The sequence below is a fragment of the Oleiagrimonas sp. C23AA genome, assembly GCF_011759385.1.
Taxonomy (GTDB): domain Bacteria; phylum Pseudomonadota; class Gammaproteobacteria; order Xanthomonadales; family Rhodanobacteraceae; genus Oleiagrimonas.
The window spans coordinates 252,145-275,374 of record NZ_JAARLY010000002.1 but is presented as its reverse complement, the minus strand read 5'-3'; the positions used below and the strand labels follow the sequence as shown (position 1 = coordinate 275,374).

19 protein-coding genes and 1 riboswitch are annotated in these 23,230 nt (G+C 65.7%); of the genes, 15 read left to right on the top strand and 4 right to left on the bottom strand.

Features of this window, described 5'->3' with window-relative positions:
* Positions 1 to 22: 22 nt before the first annotated feature.
* From HBF24_RS04260 to metK, 9 genes are all read left to right on the top strand, one after another.
* Complete coding sequence (locus HBF24_RS04260; RefSeq protein WP_167169479.1) at positions 23 to 1,876, top strand: penicillin-binding protein activator; 1,854 nt, start codon at positions 23 to 25, stop codon at positions 1,874 to 1,876.
* Between the two features lie 62 nt (positions 1,877 to 1,938).
* A complete protein-coding gene (locus HBF24_RS04255) occupies positions 1,939 to 2,334 on the top strand; it encodes a YraN family protein (RefSeq protein ID WP_167169476.1) in 396 nt (131 codons plus the stop codon).
* Positions 2,335 to 2,425: 91 nt separating this feature from the next.
* Entirely contained in the window at positions 2,426 to 3,700 is a 1,275-nt protein-coding gene (locus tag HBF24_RS04250; RefSeq protein ID WP_167169474.1) for a nucleoside permease, read from the top strand.
* Between the two features lie 5 nt (positions 3,701 to 3,705).
* Positions 3,706 to 4,683 carry a ribokinase gene (locus HBF24_RS04245; protein ID WP_167169471.1) on the top strand — a complete coding sequence of 326 codons (978 nt, stop codon included), beginning with the start codon at positions 3,706 to 3,708 and terminating at the stop codon, positions 4,681 to 4,683.
* Positions 4,684 to 4,741: 58 nt separating this feature from the next.
* The gene (gene dusB / locus HBF24_RS04240) at positions 4,742 to 5,737 is read left to right on the top strand and encodes a tRNA dihydrouridine synthase DusB (RefSeq protein WP_167169468.1); all 996 of its coding nucleotides are present in this window, start codon (positions 4,742 to 4,744) and stop codon (positions 5,735 to 5,737) included.
* Between the two features lie 28 nt (positions 5,738 to 5,765).
* Positions 5,766 to 7,103 carry a diguanylate cyclase gene (locus HBF24_RS04235; protein WP_167169465.1) on the top strand — a complete coding sequence of 446 codons (1,338 nt, stop codon included), beginning with the start codon at positions 5,766 to 5,768 and terminating at the stop codon, positions 7,101 to 7,103.
* 52 nt (positions 7,104 to 7,155) lie between these two features.
* Positions 7,156 to 7,379: riboswitch (cobalamin riboswitch) on the top strand.
* A 192-nt stretch (positions 7,380 to 7,571) separates the two neighbouring features.
* A complete protein-coding gene (gene metE / locus HBF24_RS04230; RefSeq protein ID WP_167169462.1) occupies positions 7,572 to 9,863 on the top strand; it encodes a 5-methyltetrahydropteroyltriglutamate--homocysteine S-methyltransferase in 2,292 nt (763 codons plus the stop codon).
* Between the two features lie 123 nt (positions 9,864 to 9,986).
* Positions 9,987 to 11,120 (top strand): transporter substrate-binding domain-containing protein, encoded by a 1,134-nt coding sequence (locus HBF24_RS04225; protein ID WP_167169460.1) that lies wholly within the window; start codon positions 9,987 to 9,989, stop codon positions 11,118 to 11,120.
* Positions 11,121 to 11,277: 157 nt separating this feature from the next.
* A complete protein-coding gene (metK, locus tag HBF24_RS04220; RefSeq protein WP_167169457.1) occupies positions 11,278 to 12,483 on the top strand; it encodes a methionine adenosyltransferase in 1,206 nt (401 codons plus the stop codon).
* Positions 12,484 to 12,545: 62 nt separating this feature from the next.
* Here metK and HBF24_RS04215 read toward each other — a convergent pair whose 3' ends face one another.
* Positions 12,546 to 13,373: a sel1 repeat family protein gene (locus HBF24_RS04215; RefSeq protein WP_167169454.1), complete on the bottom strand. Its 828-nt coding sequence runs from the start codon at positions 13,371 to 13,373 to the stop codon at positions 12,546 to 12,548.
* Positions 13,374 to 13,579: 206 nt separating this feature from the next.
* Here HBF24_RS04215 and HBF24_RS04210 point away from each other — a divergent pair, with 206 nt between their 5' ends.
* The 6 genes from HBF24_RS04210 (at position 13,580) to HBF24_RS04185 (ending at position 20,115) form a co-directional block, all read left to right on the top strand.
* On the top strand, positions 13,580 to 14,314 hold the full coding sequence (locus tag HBF24_RS04210; protein ID WP_343162709.1) for a hypothetical protein: 735 nt from the start codon (positions 13,580 to 13,582) through the stop codon (positions 14,312 to 14,314).
* A gap of 87 nt (positions 14,315 to 14,401) precedes the next feature.
* Complete coding sequence (locus HBF24_RS04205; RefSeq protein WP_167169449.1) at positions 14,402 to 14,890, top strand: hypothetical protein; 489 nt, start codon at positions 14,402 to 14,404, stop codon at positions 14,888 to 14,890.
* A 103-nt stretch (positions 14,891 to 14,993) separates the two neighbouring features.
* A complete protein-coding gene (locus HBF24_RS04200; protein ID WP_167169446.1) occupies positions 14,994 to 17,261 on the top strand; it encodes a glutaminase family protein in 2,268 nt (755 codons plus the stop codon).
* 80 nt (positions 17,262 to 17,341) lie between these two features.
* Positions 17,342 to 18,853, top strand: coding sequence for a glycoside hydrolase family 32 protein (locus tag HBF24_RS04195; protein WP_167169443.1), 1,512 nt, complete (start codon positions 17,342 to 17,344; stop codon positions 18,851 to 18,853).
* Between the two features lie 72 nt (positions 18,854 to 18,925).
* Complete coding sequence (locus HBF24_RS04190) at positions 18,926 to 19,366, top strand: MarR family transcriptional regulator (protein WP_167169440.1); 441 nt, start codon at positions 18,926 to 18,928, stop codon at positions 19,364 to 19,366.
* On the top strand, positions 19,363 to 20,115 hold the full coding sequence (locus tag HBF24_RS04185; protein WP_167169437.1) for a siderophore-interacting protein: 753 nt from the start codon (positions 19,363 to 19,365) through the stop codon (positions 20,113 to 20,115). Before HBF24_RS04190 ends, HBF24_RS04185 begins: the two co-directional genes overlap by 4 nt.
* A gap of 9 nt (positions 20,116 to 20,124) precedes the next feature.
* Here the strand turns inward: HBF24_RS04185 and bla are convergent, their stop codons facing one another.
* From bla to HBF24_RS04170, 3 genes are all read right to left on the bottom strand, one after another.
* Positions 20,125 to 21,012 carry a class A beta-lactamase gene (gene bla / locus HBF24_RS04180; RefSeq protein ID WP_167169434.1) on the bottom strand — a complete coding sequence of 296 codons (888 nt, stop codon included), beginning with the start codon at positions 21,010 to 21,012 and terminating at the stop codon, positions 20,125 to 20,127.
* A gap of 105 nt (positions 21,013 to 21,117) precedes the next feature.
* Positions 21,118 to 21,846, bottom strand: coding sequence for a glutaminyl-peptide cyclotransferase (locus tag HBF24_RS04175; protein WP_240922239.1), 729 nt, complete (start codon positions 21,844 to 21,846; stop codon positions 21,118 to 21,120).
* A 117-nt stretch (positions 21,847 to 21,963) separates the two neighbouring features.
* Positions 21,964 to 23,214 carry a multidrug effflux MFS transporter gene (locus HBF24_RS04170; RefSeq protein ID WP_167169428.1) on the bottom strand — a complete coding sequence of 417 codons (1,251 nt, stop codon included), beginning with the start codon at positions 23,212 to 23,214 and terminating at the stop codon, positions 21,964 to 21,966.
* Between the last annotated feature and the right edge of the window lie 16 nt (positions 23,215 to 23,230).

The following is a 23,230-nucleotide window of genomic DNA, read 5'->3' as shown; positions in this document are numbered from 1 at the left end:
GATGACGAACAGGAACTTGTTCATGCGCCTTATTCGTGTCCTTGGCCTGGCGGCCGTACTCGCTGCCGCCGGCTGCGCCACGGTCAGCGGTCCGTCGCCGCAGCAACTGGCCCGCTCGCAGCAGGTGCAGTCGATGCTGCACCAGGGCAACTACGACCAGGCCGCCCAGGCCTATATGAAACTGGCCAGCGAGGACGCCAGCGGCGCCAGCTACTTCCGTCTGCGTGCGGCCGAGGCCTGGCGCGAGGAAGGCAGCCTCGGCAAGGCCGACCAGGCGCTGGTCGGCATCGACCGCAAGCAGCTGACGCCGGCCGACGCGGCCCGTTTCGACCTGCTGCGTGCCGAAGTGGCGCTGCACAAGGGCGACACCGCGCAGGCACTGTCGCTGACCGCGCAGACGCCGCCGGCGCTGTCGCCGAGCCTGGTGCTGCGCCAGCATGAACTGCGCGCCCGCGCCCTTGAGGCCGCCGGCAAGCCCTATCAGGCCGCGCGCATTCGCGTCGGCATGGATGACCAGCTCAAGGGTCTGGATCAGGCCGAGAACCGCCGTCACATCGCCCAGTTGCTGGTCGGCATGGGCGCGCCGGCACTGCGACAACACGCCAGCGAACTGCGCCCGGATGCGCCGATGACGCACTGGGTCAACGAGGCGCTGGGCCAGCTGGGTGTGGACGTCGGCCGTAGCAGCCCGCAGCTGGATCACCCGGTCGGCACGGTACTGCCGGGCAGCCAGCGCCAGCAGGGCTACAAGCCGCCGCACCATGTGGCCTTGCTGCTGCCCGCTTCCGGTCCGCTGAGCGCCGCGGCGGCGGTCATCCGCGAAGGTTTCTTCGCCGCCTATTTCCAAAAGCGCGATGACAGCGCCACCTCGGACAGCCAGCTGCAGACGCAGGTGAAAACCTACGATGCCGGCACCAGCCCGCAGCAGGCGGTGCAGGCCTACCAGCAGGCGGTGGCCGATGGTGCCGACCTGGTCGTCGGCCCGTTGGCGCGCGACTCGGTCAGCGCCGTGCTGGGTCAGGACAAGCTGCCGGCACCCGTGCTGGCGCTGAACCATCCAGACACCCAGCAGCTGCCGCCGGCCAATGTCACCGAGTTTGGCCTGCAACCGGAAACCGAGGGCCGTCAGGTGGCCGATCACATGGCCGCACAGGGTCTTGATCGGGCCGTGGTGCTGGTGTCCAGCGAGGATTTTGCGCAGCGTGCCGCACGTGCTTTCAGCGCCCAGTTCAAGGCCGATGGTGGCCAGGTGGTGCAGCAGCTGTCACTGGACCCGCGGGCCATCAACTACGGCGATCAGCTCAAGCAGTTGTCGGCCGATGCGCTTGGCGCCAAGGGCGGCATTTTCATCAGCATGCGCCCGCAACAGGCACGGCTGCTGATGCCGCAGCTGCGCCTGGCCAAGCTGGATGCGCCGGCCTTTGCCACCTCGCACGTCTACAACGGCGAAAACGATGCCGAGGACAATGGCGACTTGAACGGCCTGAGCTTCTGCGATGCACCGTGGCTGTTCAACGCCCAACCGGGCCTGCCCTCGCGCGATGCCATGGCCAGCTCGCTGCCGGGCATCCGCGGCGCCGGCGCGCGCCTGTTCGCGCTGGGCATGGACGCGTGGGCACTGGCGCCGTATCTGGACTGGCTGCACAACCATCCGGGCAGCTATCTGCCGGGTGCGACCGGCCGCCTGGCCTCCGATCCGTTCGGCCGCATCCATCGCGAACTGGTCTGGGCACGCTTTGCCAACGGCATCGCCGAGCCGGTCGCCGGCAGTCTGCAGGCCGACACCCCCTCCAGCGGTGACCTGCCGGCCGCTTCGCCAAGCAGCGCTCAACCGGCGGCCATGCCGGCCCCGGCAACCAGCAGCGGCCAACCTTGATCGTCAAACACGGCGCCGGCAACGGCGCCGTGTTTGTATCGGCGTCACAGGGAGGCGATGCCATGACCCGAACACCCCCGAACCCAACAGCCAAAACCCCACGCCGCGCCACCGGCGATGCCTTCGAGGCACTGGCGCTCAAACACCTGCGACGCGCCGGACTGAAACCGGTCGCGCGCAACTTCCACACCCGTTTTGGCGAAATCGACCTTGTCATGGTCGACGGCGACACGCTGGTGTTCGTGGAGGTGCGCTACCGGCGCGACGCTGGGCACGGTGGAGCCGCCGCCTCGGTCACGGCCAGCAAGCAGGCCCGCCTGATACGCGCCGCGCAGGGTTTTCTCACCGCCCACCCGCGCTGGGCGGCAGCACCTTGTCGCTTCGATGTCGTCAGCTTCGACGGCGAGCGCCTGGCGCCACGCCTTGCCTGGCTTCGCGATGCCTTCCAGGCAGTGTAAACCGCGCCACGCCGGTGACGCGACGCAACTTGCCGGCCGCCGCGGGCTCGCTTAGTCTGATCCGCTTAACCCTGCGCTGAACGAACGCCTCATGAACCTCCGAACCCGCCTGATCGTGATGAATTTCCTGCAGTTCTTCGTGTGGGGTTCGTGGCTGATCACCATTGGTGCGTACTGGTTCCAGACCCGGCACTGGTCCGGCACCGATTTCGGCGCCATCTTCTCGACCATGGGCATCGCCTCGCTGTTCATGCCCTCGATTGCCGGCATCATTGCCGACAAGTGGATCCGGGCCGAGCGCCTGTACGGCATCATGCATCTGCTGGGCGCAGTGATGCTGGCCATCGTGCCGATGATCGACGATCCCAAGGTTCTGTTCTGGGTGATGCTGGTGAACATGTGCTTCTACATGCCCACCATCGCGCTCTCGATCACGGTGGCCTACAACGCGCTGAAGACCGACGGCGTGGATATCGTCAAGGTGTACCCGCCGATCCGGGTGTGGGGCACGGTGGGCTTCATCGTCGCCATGTGGACGGTCAGCCTGCTGCACCTGGAAGTAACTACCGGGCAGTTCTACGTCGCCGCCGCCGCCGCGGTGGTGCTGGGCTTGTACGCGTTCACGCTGCCGCCCTGCCCGCCGCGCGATACCAAGCCGGCCTCGCTGATCGATGCCATGGGCCTGCGCTCGTTCAAGCTGTTCAAGAACTACAAGATGGCGGTGTTCTTCCTGTTTGCGATGGCGCTGGGCGCCGCGCTGCAGCTGACCAACGCCTACGGCGATACCTTCCTGCACGATTTCGCCAAGAACCCGGCCTACACGCACCTTTTGGCGATTCGCTACCCGGCGATCACCATGTCCATTTCGCAGGTCTCCGAGACGCTGTTCATCCTGGCCATTCCGTTCTTCCTCAGCCGTTTTGGCATCAAGAAGGTGATGCTGATCTCGATGCTGGCCTGGGTGCTGCGCTTTGGCCTGTTCGCCTACGGCAACCCGGCCGGCCTGCTGTGGATGATCATTGCCTCCAACATCGTCTACGGCATGGCCTTCGACTTCTTCAATATCTCCGGCTCGCTGTTCGTCGAGGGTCAGGCCGACCCGAAGATCCGTGCCAGCGCGCAGGGCATTTTCATGATGATGACCAACGGCGTGGGCGCGGTGCTGGGCAGCTCGCTCAGCGGCGTGATCATCGATGCCTACTTCACCGCGCCGGACGGCTCGCTGCAGTGGCACGGCATCTGGCTGACCTTTGCCGCCTACGCGCTGGTGGTGGCGATCCTGTTTGCCATTCTGTTCCGTCACAAGCACGAGCGCCCGCAGCAGGGGGCGCGGCTTGACGCGGTCGACTCGGTAGCCGGACCGTAATCGCCATGAGTGAACGCAACACGCCTGTCGTCGTCATCGGCAGCTATAACCAGGACCATGCCTGGCAGGTCGACCGTGTCCCGCAGCCGGGCGAAACCCGGCGCGGCCAGGGCTTTCACACCGGCCCCGGCGGCAAGGGCTTCAACCAGGCCGTGGCCTGCGTGCGCCAGGGCGTGGACACCTGCTTCATCGGCGCGCGCGGCAACGATGCACTGGGCGAGGGCGCCGTGCGCACTGCCGAACGCGAGGGCCTGACCGGTCTCTGGCAGGTCTGTGATGACCAGCCTACCGGCAGCGCCTGCATCGTTGTCGATGCCAGTGGCCAGAACCAGATCGTGGTGCATCTGGCCGCCAACGAGGCGCTGGCACCGGGCTTCCTGCGTCAGCAGAGCGAGCACATCGCCCGGGCCCGCGTGCTGCTCACGCAGATGGAAAACAATATCGAGGCCACCGAGGCCGCGCTTGCGCTGGGCGGTGAACACGGCCTGCTGCGCGTACTCAATCCGGCACCGATCCACGAAAAGCTCACCGCCAGTCTGCTGCGCCAGGCCGAAGTGGTGACGCCCAATGAGGGCGAGTTTGCCCTACTGGCGCGACGTTTTCTGGATATCGACATGGACACCGACGGCGTCGCGGCGATGGATGACACCACGCTGCACGCGGTGGCGCGCCAGCTCACCGACGGCACGCTGGTGGTCACCCTGGGCCAGCACGGTTGCTTTGTCTCGCACGGCGCCGAACGCCATGGCGATAGCGGCGAGCATTACCGCGTCAGCGCCGAAAAGGTGAACGCCATCGACACCACCGCCGCCGGCGATGCCTTCTGCGGTGCCCTGGCCGCAGGTCTGTCGCAGCTGCCGCAAGGAAGTTTTGCCGCCGCCGTGCGTCACGCCAACCGGGTGGCCGCGCTGGCCACCGAACGCCGCGGTGCCGCCGAATCGGTGCCCACACCGGATCAGGTCCGCGCCCGTTTCGAGGCCTGAAACAACGCCAGGATGCCGGCGCTGCGCTCCAGTGCGCCGGCCCGTTACAATGCGCGCCATGCAGATTGGTCCCTACCGCATTGATCCGCCGGTGGTGCTGGCGCCCATGGCCGGCGTCACCGACAAGCCGTTCCGCCTGTTGTGCAAGCAACTGGGCGCGGGGCTGGCCGTGTCGGAAATGACCACCGCCGATCCGCGGCTGTGGCACACCACCAAGTCGCGCAAGCGCATGGACCACTCCGGCGAGCCCGATCCCATCGCCGTGCAGATTGCCGGCTACGATCCGCAGATGCTGGCCGAGGCGGCGCGCTTCAATGTCGATCACGGCGCGCAGATCATCGACATCAACATGGGCTGCCCGGCCAAGAAGGTGTGCAACGTGTGGTCCGGCTCCGCGCTGCTGCAGGACGAGCCGCTGGTGGCGCGCATCTGCGAGGCCGTGGCGCAGGCGGTGGAGGTGCCGGTCACGCTTAAAATTCGCACCGGCTGGGACCGCGAGCACAAGAACGCGCTGACGATCGCGCGCATCGCGCAGGATGCCGGCATCGCCGCGCTGTCCGTGCACGGGCGCACTCGCGCCGACAAATATGCCGGCGAGGCCGAATACGAAACCATCGCCGCGGTGAAAGCCGCCATCGATATTCCGGTGCTGGCCAATGGCGATGTCACGTCGCCCGAACGCGCCCGCCACGTGCTTGAGGTCACCGGCGCCGACGCGGTGATGATCGGGCGTGGCGCGCAGGGCCGGCCGTGGATATTCCGCGAGATTGCCCATTACCTGGCGACCGGTGAAAAACTCCCCGAGCCGACGCCGGATGAGGTTTGTGCCATCCTGATCGGACACCTTGAGCACCTGCACGCCTTCTATGGCGAGCACATGGGCGTGCGCATCGCGCGCAAGCATCTGGGCTGGTACGCCAAGGACCGCCCGGAAAACGCCGATTTTCGCGCGGTGGTCAATCGCGCCGAATCGGCGCGCGAGCAACTGCGCCTGACACTCGAGTATTTTGCGCGCGTAGGAGAACACCACGCCGCGCTGCGCACCGCCGCCTGATCCCACTGATATCACCCCGGGGCCTGCCATGGATTCGACGCCGCACTGGGAACGACGCTACTACGAAGCCGTCGACCGCATGGAGGCCGACGAGCGCCAATGGCAAGCGGTAGACGGCTTGCTCAGACGCCTGGTCAGTCGGCTGCGCAGCGCCGCGGAAGGGCGTCACCACATGCTCGATGACGCCCTGGAACGGGTCCGACACGGCACCCGCGAATCGGCCGAAGGACCGCGTCTTGAAGCCCTTATCGGCAGCTTGTCCGATGCGCTGGCCCAGCTGGACGGCGCCCGTCCGCTGCCTGACGCCGAAGCCGTAGTCAATGCACCAGAACCTGCCCAGCCAGGTACCACCCATGCTGGCGTGTTGCTCGCGGTGCTTGAGCAACTGCCCCTGGATACGGCGCTGGAAGATGAGCGCGACGCCTTGCAACAGGCCATTGCCGATGGCGGCGACATCGCCAGCCATGGTCGCGCGCTGGTGGGCCTGGTCGAGAGCCAGTGCCAGCGCCTGCGCGCGGACAAGGCCGCGCTGGAGCGTCTGCTGGTACAGGTTTCGCACCGCCTGGACAGCATGGGGCGCTATCTGGAGATCGACCAGGCCAGCGGCGAGGCCTCGCGTCAGGAGCTGGAAACGAACATGGCCGCCCAGGTCCGCCAGCTGGGCAATGAGATCGACACCGCCACCGAGCTAGATACCCTGCGCACCCAGGTCCGGGAGCGCCTGCATCGTTTCGACGATCACCTGCGCGCCTTTCGCGAACGCGAAGCCGAACGTAGCCGTGGCTGGGCCGACCTCAGCGAGCAGATGCAAAAGCGCATCAACGAGCTGGAACAAAGCGCGCGCGAACTGACGCTGTCGCTGGATCAGAACCGCCAACAGGCGGCGACCGATCTACTGACCGGCCTGGCCAACCGGCTGGCGCTGGAAAGCCGCATGGCCGAGGTCTGCCGCCGCCGCGCCGGAGGTGAAGGGCCGATCGCGCTGATCGTGTTCGATGTCGATCACTTCAAGCGCATCAACGACGATCACGGCCATGCCGCTGGCGACAAGGCGCTGCGCATCGTCGCCCATCAGCTTAAGAAAGCGCTCGATGGCGCCGGCTTCCTGGCCCGCTTTGGCGGCGAGGAGTTCGTGCTGATCCTGGAGCAGCACGACACGGCGGCGGCACTGACCGTGGCCGAACGCCTGGGCGCGCACATCGCCCAGCTGGGCTTTCACATGAAGGGCCAGCCGCTGACCATCACGCTGTCGGCGGGCGTTACCGCCATTGGGGATGATGACTCGCCCGAGCAGGCGTTTGAGCGCGCCGACCAGGCCATGTACCGGGCCAAGCGCGCCGGCCGCAATCGCTGCGAGCTCGGCTGACTCCGGCCTGCCAGCACTCATCCATGCATTGACGCTGCTGCCGGCTCGGCGCAGAATCGGCGTCGCCGACGGTTTTCATCTTTTCATCCGCATGGAAAGATGAAATTAAAAGGGAATCCGGTGTGAATCCGGAGCTGCCCCGCAGCGGTCAGTGGAAACGAACGCCACCTCATGCACTGGATGCCTGCCATCCGGGAAGCGGTGGCCACTAGGCCAGCAGGTCAACGCCTGCCTTGTCCACGAGCCCGAAGACCTGCCCCGGCCGCAGGCCATCCATGCCTGCGCTCCGACCTGGCTCTCCGCGGGGAGAGACGGCACGTCGCATGGCTTTCACGGCCGGGTGAGCGTGCGCGTGCCCCGTGGCGATCCGGTTCGCCCGCGGGGGCGAAGGTCGACGACCTCACCGGAAGCGCCGGCGGTCGACCCCTTCGTTCCTCTTTGTCAGCTGCAAAAGAGGATCACACCACCATGCCACTGGTTACTCACCTGGGCTTTCCGCGCATCGGCGCACGCCGCGAACTGAAAAAGGCGCTGGAAAGCCACTGGCGCGGCGAAAGCGACGCCAACCAACTACTCGATACCGCCCGTCAGTTGCGCGAGCGCCACTGGGCGCTGAGCGTGAGCGCCGGCGCCGATGTCGTGCCATGCAACGATTTCAGTCTGTACGACCATGTACTCGATACCGCGGTGCTGTTTGGCGCCGTGCCCCAGCGGCACCGCGAGCTGTTCGATGCTGACCCGCTGGCCGGCTACTTCGCCATGGCCCGCGGCCAGCGCGGCGAAGGCGCGCCACGCCCAGCGCTGGAAATGACCAAATGGTTCGACACCAACTACCACTACCTGGTGCCGGAGCTGCACGCCGGCCAGGGCTTCGCACTGCACGGCGAAGCGCCGCTCGATGCCTGGCGCGAAGCCAAGGCGCTGGGCTACAACGCCCGCCCGGTGCTGCTGGGGCCGGTGTCATTCCTGCGCCTTTCCAAAGCCACCGACGGCAGCTGCCCGATGGACTTGCTCGAAGCGCTGCTGCCGGCCTATGTGGACCTGCTGCAACGCATGGCAGCCGCCGGCGTGCCATGGCTGCAACTTGACGAGCCGTGCCTGGTCACCGACCTGGATGACATTGACCGCGCCGCCTATCAACGCGCCTACGCCGTGCTGGGCAAAACACAACGCCCCAATCTACTGCTGGCCACCTATTTTGGCGGCGTCAGCGATGTCGAACTACTGGCAAGCCTTACCGTGGATGGCGTGCACCTGGACCTTTGCCGCGCGCCAAAGCAGCTCGACGCCGTGCTGGGGGCCTGGCCGCGTGATCGCGTGCTGAGTCTGGGCGTGGTCGATGGCCGCAACGTCTGGCGCAGCCAGCCTGCACAGGTGCTGCCGCGTCTTCGCCAAGCGATAGAACGCCACGGCCCCAAGCTGTGGCTGGCCCCTTCATGTTCGCTGCTGCATGTGCCGATCGACGCACGCGAGGAAACGCGGCTGGCGCCGAAGCTGCGCAGCTGGCTGGCCTTTGCGCGCCAGAAGATCGAGGAACTGCGCCACTACGCCGCCGCCCTGGACGGTCGCCCTGAAGCACTGGCGGCACTGGATGCGCAGCAGACCCTGCTGGACAGCCGCGCGCAGCACCCGGGCGTGGTCGATGCCAAGGTGCGCTCGCGCCTGGCCGCGCTCAGTCAGCAGGCCGGCCAGCGGCGCTCGTCCTACCACGCGCGCCATCATGCGCAGCAGCGCGCGCTGAATCTGCCCGAGCTGCCCACCACCACCATCGGCTCTTTCCCGCAGACACCCGAACTGCGCCGGCTGCGTGCCGACCATCGCGCCGGGCGTTTGTCGCAGGCCGATTACGAACGCGCCCTGGAAAAAGACATCGAGCACGTCATCCGCGCCCAGGAGTCGATCGGCCTGGACGTGCTGGTGCATGGCGAACCCGAGCGCAACGACATGGTCGAGTACTTCGGCGAACAGCTGGCCGGCTACGCCTTTACCCGCCTGGGCTGGGTACAAAGCTATGGCTCGCGCTGCGTGAAGCCGCCACTGATCTTTGGCGATGTCAGCCGGCCGGCGGCCATGACCGTGCGCTGGTCACGCTACGCCCAGTCGCTCACCAAGCGACCGGTCAAGGGCATGCTGACCGGGCCGGTGACCATGCTGCAGTGGTCGTTCGTTCGCGACGACCTGCCGCGCGACCAGGTATGCGCGCAGATCGCCCTGGCGCTGCGCGACGAGGTGCATGATCTGGAACGCGCCGGCATCGGCGTGATCCAGGTCGACGAGCCGGCGCTGCGTGAAGGGCTGCCATTGCGCCGATCCGAATGGGATGCCTATCTGGACTGGGCGGTGCAGGCCTTCCGCGTCGCCGTCGGTGGCGTGGCCGATAGCACGCAGATCCACAGCCACATGTGCTACTCGGAGTTCAACGACATCATCGGCGCGGTGGCGGCGATGGACGCCGATGTGGTTTCCATCGAAGCCAGCCGTTCGCACATGGAACTGCTCGAAGCCTTTGTCGATCAGCACTATCCCAACGCGATCGGCCCGGGTCTTTACGACATCCATTCGCCGCATGTGCCCGACACCGCTTCGGTGCTCGCGCTGCTGGACAAGGCGCTGGCGGTGCTGGACAAGCGCCAGTTGTGGGTCAACCCCGACTGCGGTCTGAAAACCCGGCAGTGGTCGGAAGTGGAGCCGGCGCTGCGGCACATGGTGGCGGCCGCCCGCGCCCGCCGTCAGGCTTCGGCGCACACCGACGCGGCATGAGTGGAACCGGCCCGGCGCGGCACCGCGCCGGGCCGGTTCGATGGACGTGACGTGCACCGGCGCTATGCTTTACCCGGTTATGTTCCGCGCGCCGACCAAGGTGCCATCTGCCAGGGAGCCGTCATGCGCCACCGTCTCACCCGTTGTGTTCTCATCGTGCTGCTGAGCGCTGTCAGCGCGCTGGCCGTGGCGCAGGATGCATCGCCAGCCCACACCAATACGCCCGCGATCGACCGCCCCGCCGATGGCAGCGCGGCGCATCCGTTCGTGGTTGGCGTCAAGGTGGCGCCGCCGTTCGTGATGAACAGCAAAAACCACTACCACGGCCTCTCGGTACAACTGTGGGAAGAAGTCGCCGCCGATCATGGCTGGCACTACACCTACCAGCCCTATGACCTGGAGGGCCTGCTCGATGCGGTCAGCGCCGACAAGGTCGATGTGGGCCTGGGCGCGATCACCGCCACCGCCGCGCGCGAGCGGCGCATGGATTTTGCCCACCCCATCACCAGCTCGGGCCTTGGCATCGCGGTGCGCACGCAGCAGACGTCGGGCTGGCTGGCAGTCGCCCAGGCGCTGGTGTCGGCGGCCTTTCTCAAGGTGATCGGCGCACTGGCGCTGCTGCTGTTCGGCGTCGGCGTACTGATCTGGCTGCTGGAGCGCCGGCACAATCCCGAGCAGTTTGGCCAAACCCGCGCCGGCGGCCTGTTCGCCGGCTTCTGGTGGGCCATGGTCACCATGACCACCGTCGGCTACGGCGACATCGCCCCGCGCACGGTACCGGGGCGCCTGCTGGGCATGGCCTGGATGCTCAGTGCCTTGCTGATTGTTTCCTTCTTCACCGCCTCGATCACCAGCGCGCTCACCGTGGGTCAGCTCAGCACGCAAGTGGACAATGCCGACGACCTGGCGCATTTGAGCATCTGCAGCGTACCGGGAAGCACCAGTGCGCATTGGCTGGACATCCACCATTACGAGTACAACAAGAGCGACACCTTGCCGCAGGCACTGGCGCACCTTCGCCAGGGCGACTGCCAGGCGGCCGTGTACGACAAGCCGCTGATGCGCTGGATGATCGCCCAGCACTATCAGGGCAAGCTGCGCGTGCTGGCGCTGACCCTGGCGCGACAGGATTACGCCTTTGCCCTGCCCCAGCAAAGCCCGCTGCGCGAGGCCATCGACGCCTCGCTGCTGCAGCGGATCAACGCGCCCAGCTGGCCGGCACGGCTGAAGAAATACATGGGTGCAGGCAGTCAGTGAGTGCGACGCGCGTGCTGGGTGTCCTTGGCAAGAGCCACGCCCATGGCTGAATGAAGCGGACGTCTATTTCGCATCGCACGATGCATTCGCCGGACAGCGCATGTATCATGCGCACCTTCATTTATCTCTCTATCCGTAACCAAGGATATATGCCGCGATGAGCAGCCACCTGTTCACTTCCGAATCGGTCTCCGAAGGCCATCCGGACAAGGTCGCCGACCAGATCTCCGATGCCGTGCTCGATGCCATCCTCAAGCAGGATGATCGCGCGCGCGTGGCCTGCGAAACCATGGTCAAGACCGGCGTGGCCATCGTCGCCGGCGAAGTGACCACCAGCGCCTGGGTCGATATCGAGTCGCTGGCGCGCGAGGTCATCAACGACATCGGCTACACCAATTCGGATGTCGGTTTTGACGGCCATACCTGCGGCATCCTCAACCTGATCGGCAAGCAGTCGCCCGATATCGCCCGTGGCGTGGACCGCAAGAGCCCCGAGGAACAGGGCGCCGGCGACCAGGGCCTGATGTTCGGTTACGCCTGCAACGAGAGCCGCGAGCTGATGCCGGCGCCGATCTACTACTCGCACCGTCTGGTCGAGCAGCAGGCCAAGGTGCGCAAGCAGAAGAACAGCCCGCTGCCGTGGCTGCGCCCGGACGCCAAGAGCCAGGTCACGCTGCGCTACGACAACGGCAAGATCGCCGGCATCGATGCGGTGGTGCTGTCCACCCAGCACGATCCGGGCATCAAGCAGAAGGACATCGTCGAGGGCATCCGCGAGCACGTGCTCAAGCCGGTGCTACCCGAGGCGTGGCTCAAATCGCTGCCCAAGTCGAAGATCCACATCAACCCGACCGGCCTGTTCGTCATCGGCGGCCCGGTTGGCGATTGCGGCCTGACCGGCCGCAAGATCATCGTCGACACCTACGGCGGCATGGCCCGTCACGGCGGTGGCGCGTTCTCGGGCAAGGATCCGTCCAAGGTCGACCGTTCGGCGGCCTACGCCTGCCGTTACGTGGCCAAGAACATCGTCGCAGCGGGCCTGGCCGACAAGTGCGAGATCCAGGTCTCCTACGCCATCGGCGTGGCCGAGCCGACCTCCATCTCGGTAACCACCTTCGGCACCGGCAAGATTGCCGACACCGAAATCGAGAAGCTGGTGCGCGCGCATTTCGACCTGCGCCCGTACGGCATCGTCAAGATGCTCGACCTGATCCACCCGATGTATCAGCTGACCGCCGCCTACGGCCACTTCGGCCGCAAGCCCAAGCAGCTGAAGGACGCCAATGGCAACACCTTCACCGCGTTCTCGTGGGAGAAGACCGACAAGGCCGACGTGCTGCGTGATGCGGCCGGCCTGCAGTAAGCCTGCTGGCTCGGAGCAACCGCTCCGAAGCTGAAAAAGGCCGCCTCCGGGCGGCCTTTTTCCTAGCCAAATCCCACCGCTTGGTGGTCCGGCGACGAAGGCGATGACACCTCGTGCAGAGGCCCGACATCAACCGTGGGCAGGGGTGACTTGTCCCGCGCCGCAAAATAGGTCGCCGGTTGCCAGGTTGCCAACTGAAAACCAGGGCAACCATCCAGCGGCACCGCCAACGCACCCACGGTAAGCGCAGGCTTGGAGCAGTCGACAGGGCTGGTCGGAAGCTCCTGGGTTTTCAGGCCGGCGTCAAAGCCCACACGTGATCCGGTAAGCGTGTTGCGCCCCCGCAGCAGCGCCCGCGTCATGCGGCGCTTGGCTACCTTGTCGCCGTACTCGGGGCGCAGGCTGGCCAGCGCCGTGTTGGATTGAGCGCGCATGGCGGGCGCCAAGGCGCTACAGATGCGCGTGCGCGCCTCGACATAGGGCGGATAGCCGCGCTCAGCAGCCAGTGTCATCCAGGCGCAAGCCATGGCCGGACTGCGTGCCACGCCACGGCCATTGAGATACATCATGCCGAGGCTTGCCTGGGACAGCTTGTCGGCATAGCGCGCGCCGTATCGGAAGTACTTGAGCGCGCCCTGGTAATCGCCATCGAACAGCCGCTTCATCCCGCCGAACTCGCCGTAGAGGTCTGGATGACCGCGCGTGGATGCCCGTCGCATGGCCTTCAGCAACTGCTTGACCTGCTGCGTCATGTGCGGCGGCGGCACCTGCGCCGGGGAGGCCGGCGTGGCGGAGGGCGACGCCGCCACCGGCGGCGTCGAGAAAACAAGGGCCAGTGCGCAGCCCGCGAGAAGGCGGCTGCAAATCGAGCCATTCAGGGGCACATCCATGGCAATCACCTTTGTTGTCAGTCCGTTGTGCGCTCAACCTTATCGCAAGTTGCGCGAGCGCGCGGGCGCTCGCGTTCACAGGAGCTTGCGCCTCAGCCCTTGCCAAGCCCTTTGCGAACTGAGCGCAGCCTCAGCTTGGGGCCTTAGCCTGCCCGTCTTGCCCCATCTCTCCGAGCTACTCCATGGACCCAAGCACCCGACACACCGTGAGCAAGGTGCCCGCCCTCACCCTGGGCTTCTGGATCATCAAGATTCTGGCCACCACACTGGGCGAAACCGGTGGTGATGCGTTATCGATGTCCGCGGGGTTGGGCTATTTACTGAGCACGGCCCTATTTGCCGCGATCTTCATAGCGGCAGTTGCCGCACAAATTCGTGCCCGAGAGTTTCAGCCGTGGCTGTATTGGTTCGCCATTCTGGCCTCGACCACGGTCGGCACCACCTTGGCCGACTTCGCTGACCGCTCACTTGGCATTGGCTATGCCGGCGGCGCCAGCACCCTGCTCGCTCTGTTGCTGGTCGTGCTGGCCCTTTGGCGCTGGACACTGGGCTCGATCAACGTGAAGTCGGTATGCGACTGGCGCACCGAAGGCTTCTACTGGCTGGCCATCATGTGCTCGCAGACGCTGGGCACCGCGCTGGGCGACTGGACCGCCGACAGCGCCGGGTTGGGCTACCTGGGCGCCATTGTCGTGTTCGGCGGCGCCCTGCTGATGGTGCTCGCCGCCTGGCGCTGGAGCCGCCTTTCCACCACTGCCCTGTTCTGGGTGGCCTTCGTGCTGACCCGACCACTGGGCGCCGTTGTCGGAGATTTCCTGGACAAGCCGCTGGCCCAGGGCGGCCTGGATTTGAGCCGTGTCGCCGCCAGTGCCATCTTGCTTGTCAGCATCGCCGTGCTGATTGCCGTGTTGCCCAAGCGTGCGGCCGACTCCGCCCATTGAGCGACACGTTCACACCGATTGAATGCAGGGACGCGGCATGATGATGGCGAGGAACCCCGCCACGGCTCCCGACACAGGATGTGATCGATGAAAGCAATCGCGAAATTTCTCTGGGTCTGCTCGGCGCTGCTCGGCCTGCTCGCGGCACCGGCGGCTCAAGCGGGCCACCATGTGCATCTGCCGCCGAAGGCCGACAAGCAACCGCCACCCAAAACCGCACGTTACTTTCACCGGACGATCAACTATCGCCTTGGTCTGATGCAGATCTACCGAAAGCGCGATGATCAACTGAAGCATCTGATGCCCTATGCGACCGACAAGCAGCGCAAGGCGTACAAGAGGCTCACCGAGGATGCCCGGCCTTATCAGCCACCTGTGCAAGACTCGACGCCCAAGCCGTCCCTGCATATCAGCCCACATCCTTACCAATCGCTGCGCACACAGGGCATGAGCCTGGCCGCCGACTGCCGCCAGCGTCCTCATCCGGAACGCGCGCCGGTCTGCGTCGGACTTTTGTCGCCACCGCCGAAGAATGCGCTGAACCTTCCGCCTGCGCCGCTGACGGGACGCCCATAAAAGGCTCTCCAGCCCCACGCCAGTACGGCGCTCATGCGTAGACAAGTTGTGATAACGTTCCCTCACAAATTGTCGGACCAGATACCACCGGGCTGGAGTTTCCATGACGAACAAGCGCACGCCTTCCTCTTCCGAGCCAACGCTGGACAACCCCAGTCGCCGCGGTGTTCTCAAGCTTTCTGGTAGCGCCGGCCTGGCGCTGGCGGGCGCCGCATTGCTTCCGGCCGAGGCCAAAACCACGGGTGGTTTGACCGGGGCGAAGGCGAACCGCGCTGCAGGAGGCTCTGGCGCGATCACGCCATTGCTGGCCACCGTCAAACCAATCCGCCCTCCGGCCGTGCCACTGGCGGTGCGTCAGCCTTACTTGAGCACCTGGTTGCCGGCGACGATCCTGCCTGGCACTTCGCCGCAGTTCTGGCATGGCAGCCCCACCGGCATGGCTGGCATGGTGCGCGTGGATGGCGAGACGTACTTGTTCATGGGTGATGGAAAAATCACCCGCAACGTGCCCGACGGCAACCACGGCAAGGCGCACAGCATCGAGGATTTCCCGCGCGCGCTGGAGCAGACCGTGTTGGAAGTCACCGCCACGCGCTCGCGCTTCACGCTGCAAGGCGGTGGCATCGAGCTGGTGGTGGAATTCCTGTCACCGGTGGAACCGGGCGATACGCGGCGCCAGTCCATGCCGTTGAGCTACGTGCATGTCAGCGTGCGCAGCCTGGATGGCAAAGCGCATCACGTGCAGCTGTACATGGATATGGCCGGTAACTGGGCCAGCGCCGAGCATGACCAGGCCGTCAAAGCCAGTGCCTCGCAGGCCAAGGGCATGCAGGCCTGGTCACTGACATTGGCCAATCCCAAGCCGCTGTCCGAGCAAAAGGAATTTGCCGCCTGGGGCCATACGGTATGGGCCACCGCCGCCGGCGCGCATGTCAGCCATCAGGCGGGCAAGGATGTGGATGTGCGCGGCCACTTTGCCGCGCACGGCACACTGGATGGCTCGGACACCGCACCCTCGCAGATCAAGGATGGCCCCGTCTACGGCCTCGCCGTCGAGCTTGGCCAGGTGACCGGGTCCGAGCAACGCACCGACTTCATCATCGGCCAGGTGCGCGAGACCTGCATCAATTACCTTGGCACACCGCTGCGCGCGCTGTGGACGCGCCACTTCCCGCACTGGCAGGACATGCTGGCGTTCTTCCATGGCGATGCAGGCGCCGCCCGCAAGCGCGCCGATCTGCTCGATGCGCGGGTACGTCGCGATGCCCACACCGCGGGCGGGCACAGCTACGAAGGCCTGTGCGCGCTGGCGCTGCGACAGGCCTATGGCGGCACTGAGCTGGTCATCGGGCCTGATGGCGAACCGTGGGCGTTCCTCAAGGAGATTTCCAGCGACGGCAACATGTCCACGGTCGACGTGGTGTACCCGGCCGCGCCGGTGTGGATGTACCTGGACCCCGACTACCTTCGCCTGCTGCTGGTGCCGCTGCTGCACTACGCCGAGAAAGGCGGCTGGCCAAAGCCCTTCGCCGAGCACGACCTAGGCTCGTCCTACCCGCAAGCCAGCGGTCACAACGATGGCAAGGAAGAGGACATGCCGGTGGAGGAAACCGGCAACATGCTGATCATGGTGGCGGCCTACCTGAAACGTGCCGCGCGTGCCGATGCGCGCACGTTTGCCCGTCGCCACTACCGCATTCTGAAGCAGTGGGCCGGCTACCTGGAGCGCGAACTGCCCGACCCCGGCTTTCAGAACCAGACCGACGATTTTGCCGGCTCCATCGCGCACAGCGTGAACCTGGCGCTGAAGGGCATCATCGCCTTGGCCGCCATGGGCCAGATTGCCAGCGCCGCCGGACACGATGACGAGGCCACGCATTACCAGGCCCGCGCCCGCAAGGACATGGCATTCTGGGCCGAACACGCCAAGGATCCGAACGCCGCACATCTGGACCTCACCTACCACGGCAAGGGCGGCGGCGATGGCACCTGGGGCACGCTCTACAACGGCTTTGCCGATGTGCTGCTCGGCACCGGCCTGATTCCCGAATCAATCCGCCGCATGCAGGCCAAATGGTACGCACAGCAAAGCAATGCGTTCGGGCTGCCGCTGCAGGTGCCACACAGCTACGCCAAGTCGGATTGGGAGCTGTTCACCGCCGCCTGGCTGGCCGACCAGCCGGTAGCACAGCAGCTGATCGACCGCGTCTACGCCTACGCCGACACCACCCCTGATCGCGTGCCCTTCAGCGATCTGTACAACACCGTGACCGCGCGTCGCACGGCGTTTTCAGCGCGCCCGGTGCAAGGCGGCATCTTCGCACCGCTGGCGCTGCGGGCGATGCATATCAAGGCCGGCGCGGACCGCTGAGCATGCACCGCAGGCAGCACACGCACACGGCAAAGCGAACATGGTTTGGCGGATGCGTGTTGCTGTTGGTAGCAGGCTTGATGGCGACAGCGCAGGCGGCGCCCCCAGCGCCCAACCTGTACCGGCCCCGCTATCACTTCACGCCCAACCGCAACTGGGGCAACGACCCGAACGGCCTGGTCTATTACCGCGGTCGCTATCACCTGTTTTTCCAGTACAACCCGTACGGCAACAGCTGGGGTCACATGAGCTGGGGCCACGCCACCAGCCGCGATCTGGTGCATTGGAAACAGCACGCGGTGGCGATACCGGAAACCCAGGTGATGGCCTTTTCCGGCAGCGCCGTGGTCGACCGGCACAACAGCAGCGGCCTGGGTGTACACGGTCACCCCCCGCTGGTGGCGCTGTACACTGGCTTCAATCCGAAAACGCTGTCGCAGTCGCAATACCTGGCCTACAGCCAGGACGGCGGCACAACGTGGAAGCGCTACGGCCACGGCCCGGTACTGGATATCGGCTCCAAGCAGTTTCGTGACCCGAAAGTGTTCTGGTACGCCCCCACCAAATACTGGGTGATGGCCGCCGTGCGCGCCACGCGCAATCAGGTGGCCATCTATACCTCGCCCGACCTGACCCACTGGACACACGCCAGCACCTTCGGCCCCATGGGCGCTCGCGCCACAGCGTGGGAATGCCCTGACCTGTATCCGATGGCGGTGGCTGGCCATCCCGGCCAGGTGCGCTGGGTACTCAGCGTCAATGCCAGCAATGGTGCACCCGCTGGCGGCTCGGGCACGCAGTATTTCGTCGGTCGTTTCGACGGCCAGCACTTCACGCCAGTGCAGGCTTGGGGCAAGGCACCCGTGTGGCTGGATGATGGTGCCGACCTCTACGCCACCGCGACCTGGAACGATATTCCCAGCAAAGATGGCCGTCGTCTGCTGATCGGCTGGGCCAACAACCTGCGCTACGCCGGTGCCATCCCGGGCTACCCGGAACGGGGAGCGATGTCATTGCCACGAGCACTGACCCTGCATCGCACCGCGAAAGGCTACCGCTTGCAGCAGCAGCCGGTGAAAGAGCTGCTCGCGCTACGCGCCGATCACCATGTGTTGAATCACGTCGCGCTGTCGGGCAGGCCCACGTCGCTTGAGTCGGCGCTGACCGATGCCGCCTCGTCCGAGTTGTCGCTGGATGTGAGCACGGGTTCGGCCCAGCAGATTCTACTTACCCTGCGCGACGCCCAGGGCTACCAGACGGTGGTGGGAGTGAATCCGGCGGTGAACGAGGTTTTCATCGACCGCGACCGCGCCGGCCCCCATTTCAACGACGGCTTTGGCGGGCGCCAGAGCACGCACGTGGATATGCACTCCGGCCGCGTGCATCTGAACATCTTCGTCGATCGCTCGATCATCGAAGTGTTTGTCGATCGAGGCGAAAAGACGCTGACTGATCGCTTTTTCCCCGGCAGCGAAACCATGCGCTGGTCAATCCAGGCACGCGGTGGCAAGGCCAAGCTGGTGCATCTGGACGCCTGGCGCATGAAGCCCTATCGGCCCACATCGGATGGACTACCTGCCGTGTCGCGCTGAAAGTGCGAAAGAAAGTTGACAGTATCAACCATTAATCGCACAATTGGTTGACATTGTCATCTATTTACCGCCATGTCCTCCCTCCATCCCGGTGATGCGCTGCATCGCCTGCTGCATGCCTACAAACGCGCCATGCGCGAGGCCTATCGGGCCGAGCAGATTGCGCTGCCGATCTCGCACGTGCGCGCGCTCAAGGGCATCTGCCATGGTCGCGGCACCACCGTGCAAGCCATTGCCGAGCGCATGCATCGCGACAAATCGCAGATCACCCGCGTGGTGAAAGAACTGCGTGCGGCCGGACTGGTGCAAAGCCAGACCGATCCGCACGACGGCCGCGCGCGCCTGCTGACGCCCACGCCCGAAGGCCGCGCGCTGATGCAGCGAGTCACGGTGGTCGAGCGCCGCGCCGGCGAGCGCATGATGCACGGGCTGTCGCCGCAAGCGGTGGCGCAGTTTCTGGCATTGACCGAGGCCATGGCGGCCAACCTGGACCGACCGGAGATCGCCCCATGAATCGTCCCGCTCCCCGCACCTTCACCGTCCTGGGCAAACACCCCGTCACCCCGCGCATGCTGCGTGTCAGCCTGGGCGGCGAAGGCCTTGAAAGCTTTCCCGATGACCAGGCCAGCGCCTACGTCAAACTGATGTTCCCCGTCGACGGCCGCGAACGTCCGTTGCTGCGCACCTACACCGTGCGCGCGCAGCGCAGCGATGCCATCGATATCGACTTTGCCCTGCACGGTGCCGATGGCGGTGGCCCGGCCTCGGGCTGGGCGCTGAACTGCCAGCCCGGCGATCGCATCGACATCGGTGGCCCGGGGCCGAAGAAGCTGGCCGATGCCGAAGCCGATTTCGTGCTGATGGTCGGCGACATGACCGCCCTGCCCGCGATCAGCGTGAATCTGGAACAACTTCCCGCCAGCGCGCAGGGCCGGGTGATTGTCGAAGTGCCGCACGAAGAGGATATCCAGCCCCTGAGCAAACCGGAGCGCGTGGACCTGCAATGGGTGATCAACCCCACGCCGGGCCAGGCTACGCCACTGGTCGAGGCGGTGGCGGCGCTGGCCTGGCCGCATGGCCGGGTGGCGGTGTGGGCTGCTTGCGAATTCACCAGCATGCGCGCGCTGCGCGAGCACTTTCGCCACGAGCGCGGAGTCGAACGCACCGACATGTACATTTCCAGCTACTGGAAACAGGGCAGCGACGAGGACAACCACAAAAGCCTCAAGCGCGCCGATGCCGAAGCCGACGGCAACGCCTGAGCGGCGCGTTCAAGCGTGCAGCGTCACCGCCAGTCGGCCGATATCGGCGATCACCCCGTGGCGCTCTTCCAACGAAGCCACCGATTCGGCATAGAAACTGGTGATCAGCAGCGGCGCGGCACCCGGCGGGTGCACGATGGCGACATCGTTCAACTCGTTGGCCGGGCCGCTGCCGGTCTTGTCGCCACAACGCCAATGTGCCGCAAGTCCCGCACGCAACATCTGGGTACCGGTCTGGCAGGCCTGCATCCAACCCAGCAGGCGAAGGCGTGAGGCCGGACTCAACGCGGTGCCCAGCAGCAGGGCCTTGAGGTCGGCCAGCATGGCGTCGGGCGTGGTGGTGTCGCGATGGTCGTCGGGCATGGCGTAGTTCAGCGCCGGCTCGGTGCGCGCCAGCCAGGTGATGTGGTCACCCAGGCTGCGTACAAAACCGGTGACCGCTTCCGGCCCGCCCAGCTGCGCCAGCAACAGATTGTCGGCGGTGTTGTCGCTGAGCGTGATGGCCGCCTGGCAAAGCGCCTCGATGGTCATCCCCGGTGGACCGACGTGGGCACGCGTGGTGGGCGCGTATTCGAGCAGCACATCACGGCCGTACACAACGCGCCGATCCAGGCGCTCGGTACCGCGATCCACTCGCGCCAGAATCGCCGCCACGGTCAGCACCTTGTGCGTGCTGCACATCATGAAACGGTGATCGGCGCGATAGCGCAGCTGCGCCCCGGTGCCGGTATCGAGCATGGCCACACCCAGGCGGCCACCGTGGCGTGCCTCCAGTGCCGCCAAACGCGTGTGCAGCAGCTCACGCGGGCCCGCACTTCTGGCCCAGGCCCGCCGCGAGCCGGCCAGTCCGGCGCCCAAACCCCACACCATCGACTTGAGCACGTCACGACGCTGCATGCCTTACCCCTCTTGAGCAAACCCTATGGTGAGGCTCAGCCTCGCGCGCCGCTCTGACAGCCTGCCGACCTGAAAATGGCAAGATGCAGGCAGCGTACAGCCGGCTCAGTGCGGCGCGGTCAACTTGATCTCATACAACCACGGCCAGCACTTGCCGGTAACGAACAGCCGGTCGTGCTTGGCGTCATAAGCGATACCGTTGAGGACGTCATCGGTGGGGTCGGGCAGCATGGCGTTGTCGAACAGGTTTTCCAGGTTGATCCAGCCGACCACGTGGCCGGTCTTGGGGTCGATGCGCGCGATGATGTCCTTCAGCCAGATGTTGGCGTAAAGCTGGCCCTTGACCCACTCAAGCTCGTTGACGTTTTGCACCGGCTGACCGTCGGCAGTGACAGTGATGGTGCGCACCACCTTGAGCGTGTCCGGATCGAGCACGCGGATGGTCGGCGAACCATCACTCATGAAAATGTGCGTGTCGTTGCGGGTCAGCGCCCAGCCTTGCCCTTTGTAGTGAAAGGTGCCGACGCGCTTCAAGGTTTTAAGGTCGTAGATGAAGCCGATCTGATGCTGCCAGGTCAGCTGGATCAGGTGCTTGCCCCAGGCGACGATGCCTTCGCCGAAAAAAGCCGGTGGCACGTTGATTTCCTGGAGCGACTTGCCGGTTTCAAGATCCACCTTGCGCACGCGCGATTGCCCGGCCTCGCCGGTGCTCTCGTAGAGCACGCCGTCCTTGTAGAACAAACCCTCGGTGAAGGCGCTGGTGTCATGCGGATAGCGCTTGACCACCTTGAAGCCATAGACCGGAATCGTCGTGGCCTGCGCCACGAAGGTCATCAGACCGGCACCCAGCACCAGCAGGAATGAGAACAGACGGCGAACAAAACGGTCAGGCATGCACGGACATCCGCAAAAGGCGATGGCCTGCATTCTACGCAAGCCACACGCGCAAACTCACGCCGCGGCCGGGTTAACGCTTGCATGGGCCAGCTGGCGAATGCGCGTGATGCTGCGGTAGCGCATGAAAAAGCCCACGTACAGCGCGCCGCCACCGATCACCAGCCCCAGGAAAACCGCCGGCGTATCCAGCAGCGAACCGGCGTGCAGCAGGCTCATCGCCGCGGTGGCCAGGCCGGCGACGGCCAACTGCAGCGAGCCCAGCAGCGACGACGCCGTGCCGGCATGTTCCTGGAAGGGTTCCATCGCTCGCGCGGTGGTCGCCGGTTCGATCATGCCCACGCCGACAAAACACACCCCAATCGGCACCAGGAAGGCGTACAAGCCGCCCGCCTTGCCCAGCATCTGCGCAATCAGCAACAGCGCCGCCGCGCCCAGCGCCTGCACCAGCAAGCCGCCGCCGAGGATCACCATGGCATCGACATGGCGGCTCAGCCAGCCACTCAATGCCGCGCCCAGCACAAAGGCGACCAGGATGGCGATGGCAACGATGATGATCGCCGTGTGCCCACCACCGAGCAGGTTCATCACCAGGTCCGGCGCACCAATCAGCGCGGTGTAGACAATACCCACGCTGAAACCACCGATGACGGCATAAAAAGCAAAGCCCGGGTGTCGCAGTACGGCCAGATAATTTCGCCACAGGCGCGCCGGTTCCAGCGCGCGCGGCTTTTTCTGCGCCAATGTTTCCGGCAGCAGGCACCACACCGCTAGCCACATCGCCACCGAGAGCACCAGCAGCAGTGCGAAGTTGCCCTGCCAGCCAAATACCGGCGTCACGTAAATGCCCACAATCGGCCCCAACGCCGGCGCCAGCGCGAAGATCGCGTTGAGCCTTGCGAAAACGCGCGGACGCTCCTTGGCGGCAAAGGCATCGCGCACCACCGCATCGGCGATCACGCCGCCGGCGCAGGCCCCCACGCCCTGGACAAAACGCCCACCGGCGAGCATGGCGATATGCGGGCTGAGCAGACACAACAGCGCGCCAACGACCAGAATCGACGCGCCCAGCAGCATCACCGGCCGACGTCCATGGCGGTCCGAGGCCGGGCCATACAGCAGGCGGCTCAGCGTCGAGCCGACCAGGTAGGCGGTCATCGTCGCCTGCACCGCACCATAGGAAACGTGCAAGCCGTGCGCGATGTTCGGCATCGACGGCGTGTACTCGGTATCGCCGAACGGGCCGATCGACATCATCAGCCCCAGCAGCCACAGCGCCGGCGTTTGCATGCGTTCGTGCCGGCTCAACGTGCGCGCTCCCTGA

Coding starts and splice junctions, on each gene's coding strand:
- HBF24_RS04205 (WP_167169449.1), top strand. CDS start 14,402: ATGAAAGCAATCGCGAAATTTCTCTGGGTCTGCTCGGCGCTGCTCGGC.
- HBF24_RS04235 (WP_167169465.1), top strand. CDS start 5,766: ATGGATTCGACGCCGCACTGGGAACGACGCTACTACGAAGCCGTCGAC.
- bla (WP_167169434.1), bottom strand. CDS start 21,012: ATGCAGCGTCGTGACGTGCTCAAGTCGATGGTGTGGGGTTTGGGCGCC.
- dusB (WP_167169468.1), top strand. CDS start 4,742: ATGCAGATTGGTCCCTACCGCATTGATCCGCCGGTGGTGCTGGCGCCC.
- HBF24_RS04255 (WP_167169476.1), top strand. CDS start 1,939: ATGACCCGAACACCCCCGAACCCAACAGCCAAAACCCCACGCCGCGCC.
- HBF24_RS04200 (WP_167169446.1), top strand. CDS start 14,994: ATGACGAACAAGCGCACGCCTTCCTCTTCCGAGCCAACGCTGGACAAC.
- HBF24_RS04245 (WP_167169471.1), top strand. CDS start 3,706: ATGAGTGAACGCAACACGCCTGTCGTCGTCATCGGCAGCTATAACCAG.
- HBF24_RS04225 (WP_167169460.1), top strand. CDS start 9,987: ATGCGCCACCGTCTCACCCGTTGTGTTCTCATCGTGCTGCTGAGCGCT.
- HBF24_RS04250 (WP_167169474.1), top strand. CDS start 2,426: ATGAACCTCCGAACCCGCCTGATCGTGATGAATTTCCTGCAGTTCTTC.
- HBF24_RS04185 (WP_167169437.1), top strand. CDS start 19,363: ATGAATCGTCCCGCTCCCCGCACCTTCACCGTCCTGGGCAAACACCCC.
- HBF24_RS04190 (WP_167169440.1), top strand. CDS start 18,926: ATGTCCTCCCTCCATCCCGGTGATGCGCTGCATCGCCTGCTGCATGCC.
- metE (WP_167169462.1), top strand. CDS start 7,572: ATGCCACTGGTTACTCACCTGGGCTTTCCGCGCATCGGCGCACGCCGC.
- HBF24_RS04175 (WP_240922239.1), bottom strand. CDS start 21,846: ATGACCTTCGTGGCGCAGGCCACGACGATTCCGGTCTATGGCTTCAAG.
- HBF24_RS04195 (WP_167169443.1), top strand. CDS start 17,342: ATGGCGACAGCGCAGGCGGCGCCCCCAGCGCCCAACCTGTACCGGCCC.
- HBF24_RS04215 (WP_167169454.1), bottom strand. CDS start 13,373: ATGGATGTGCCCCTGAATGGCTCGATTTGCAGCCGCCTTCTCGCGGGC.
- HBF24_RS04260 (WP_167169479.1), top strand. CDS start 23: ATGCGCCTTATTCGTGTCCTTGGCCTGGCGGCCGTACTCGCTGCCGCC.
- metK (WP_167169457.1), top strand. CDS start 11,278: ATGAGCAGCCACCTGTTCACTTCCGAATCGGTCTCCGAAGGCCATCCG.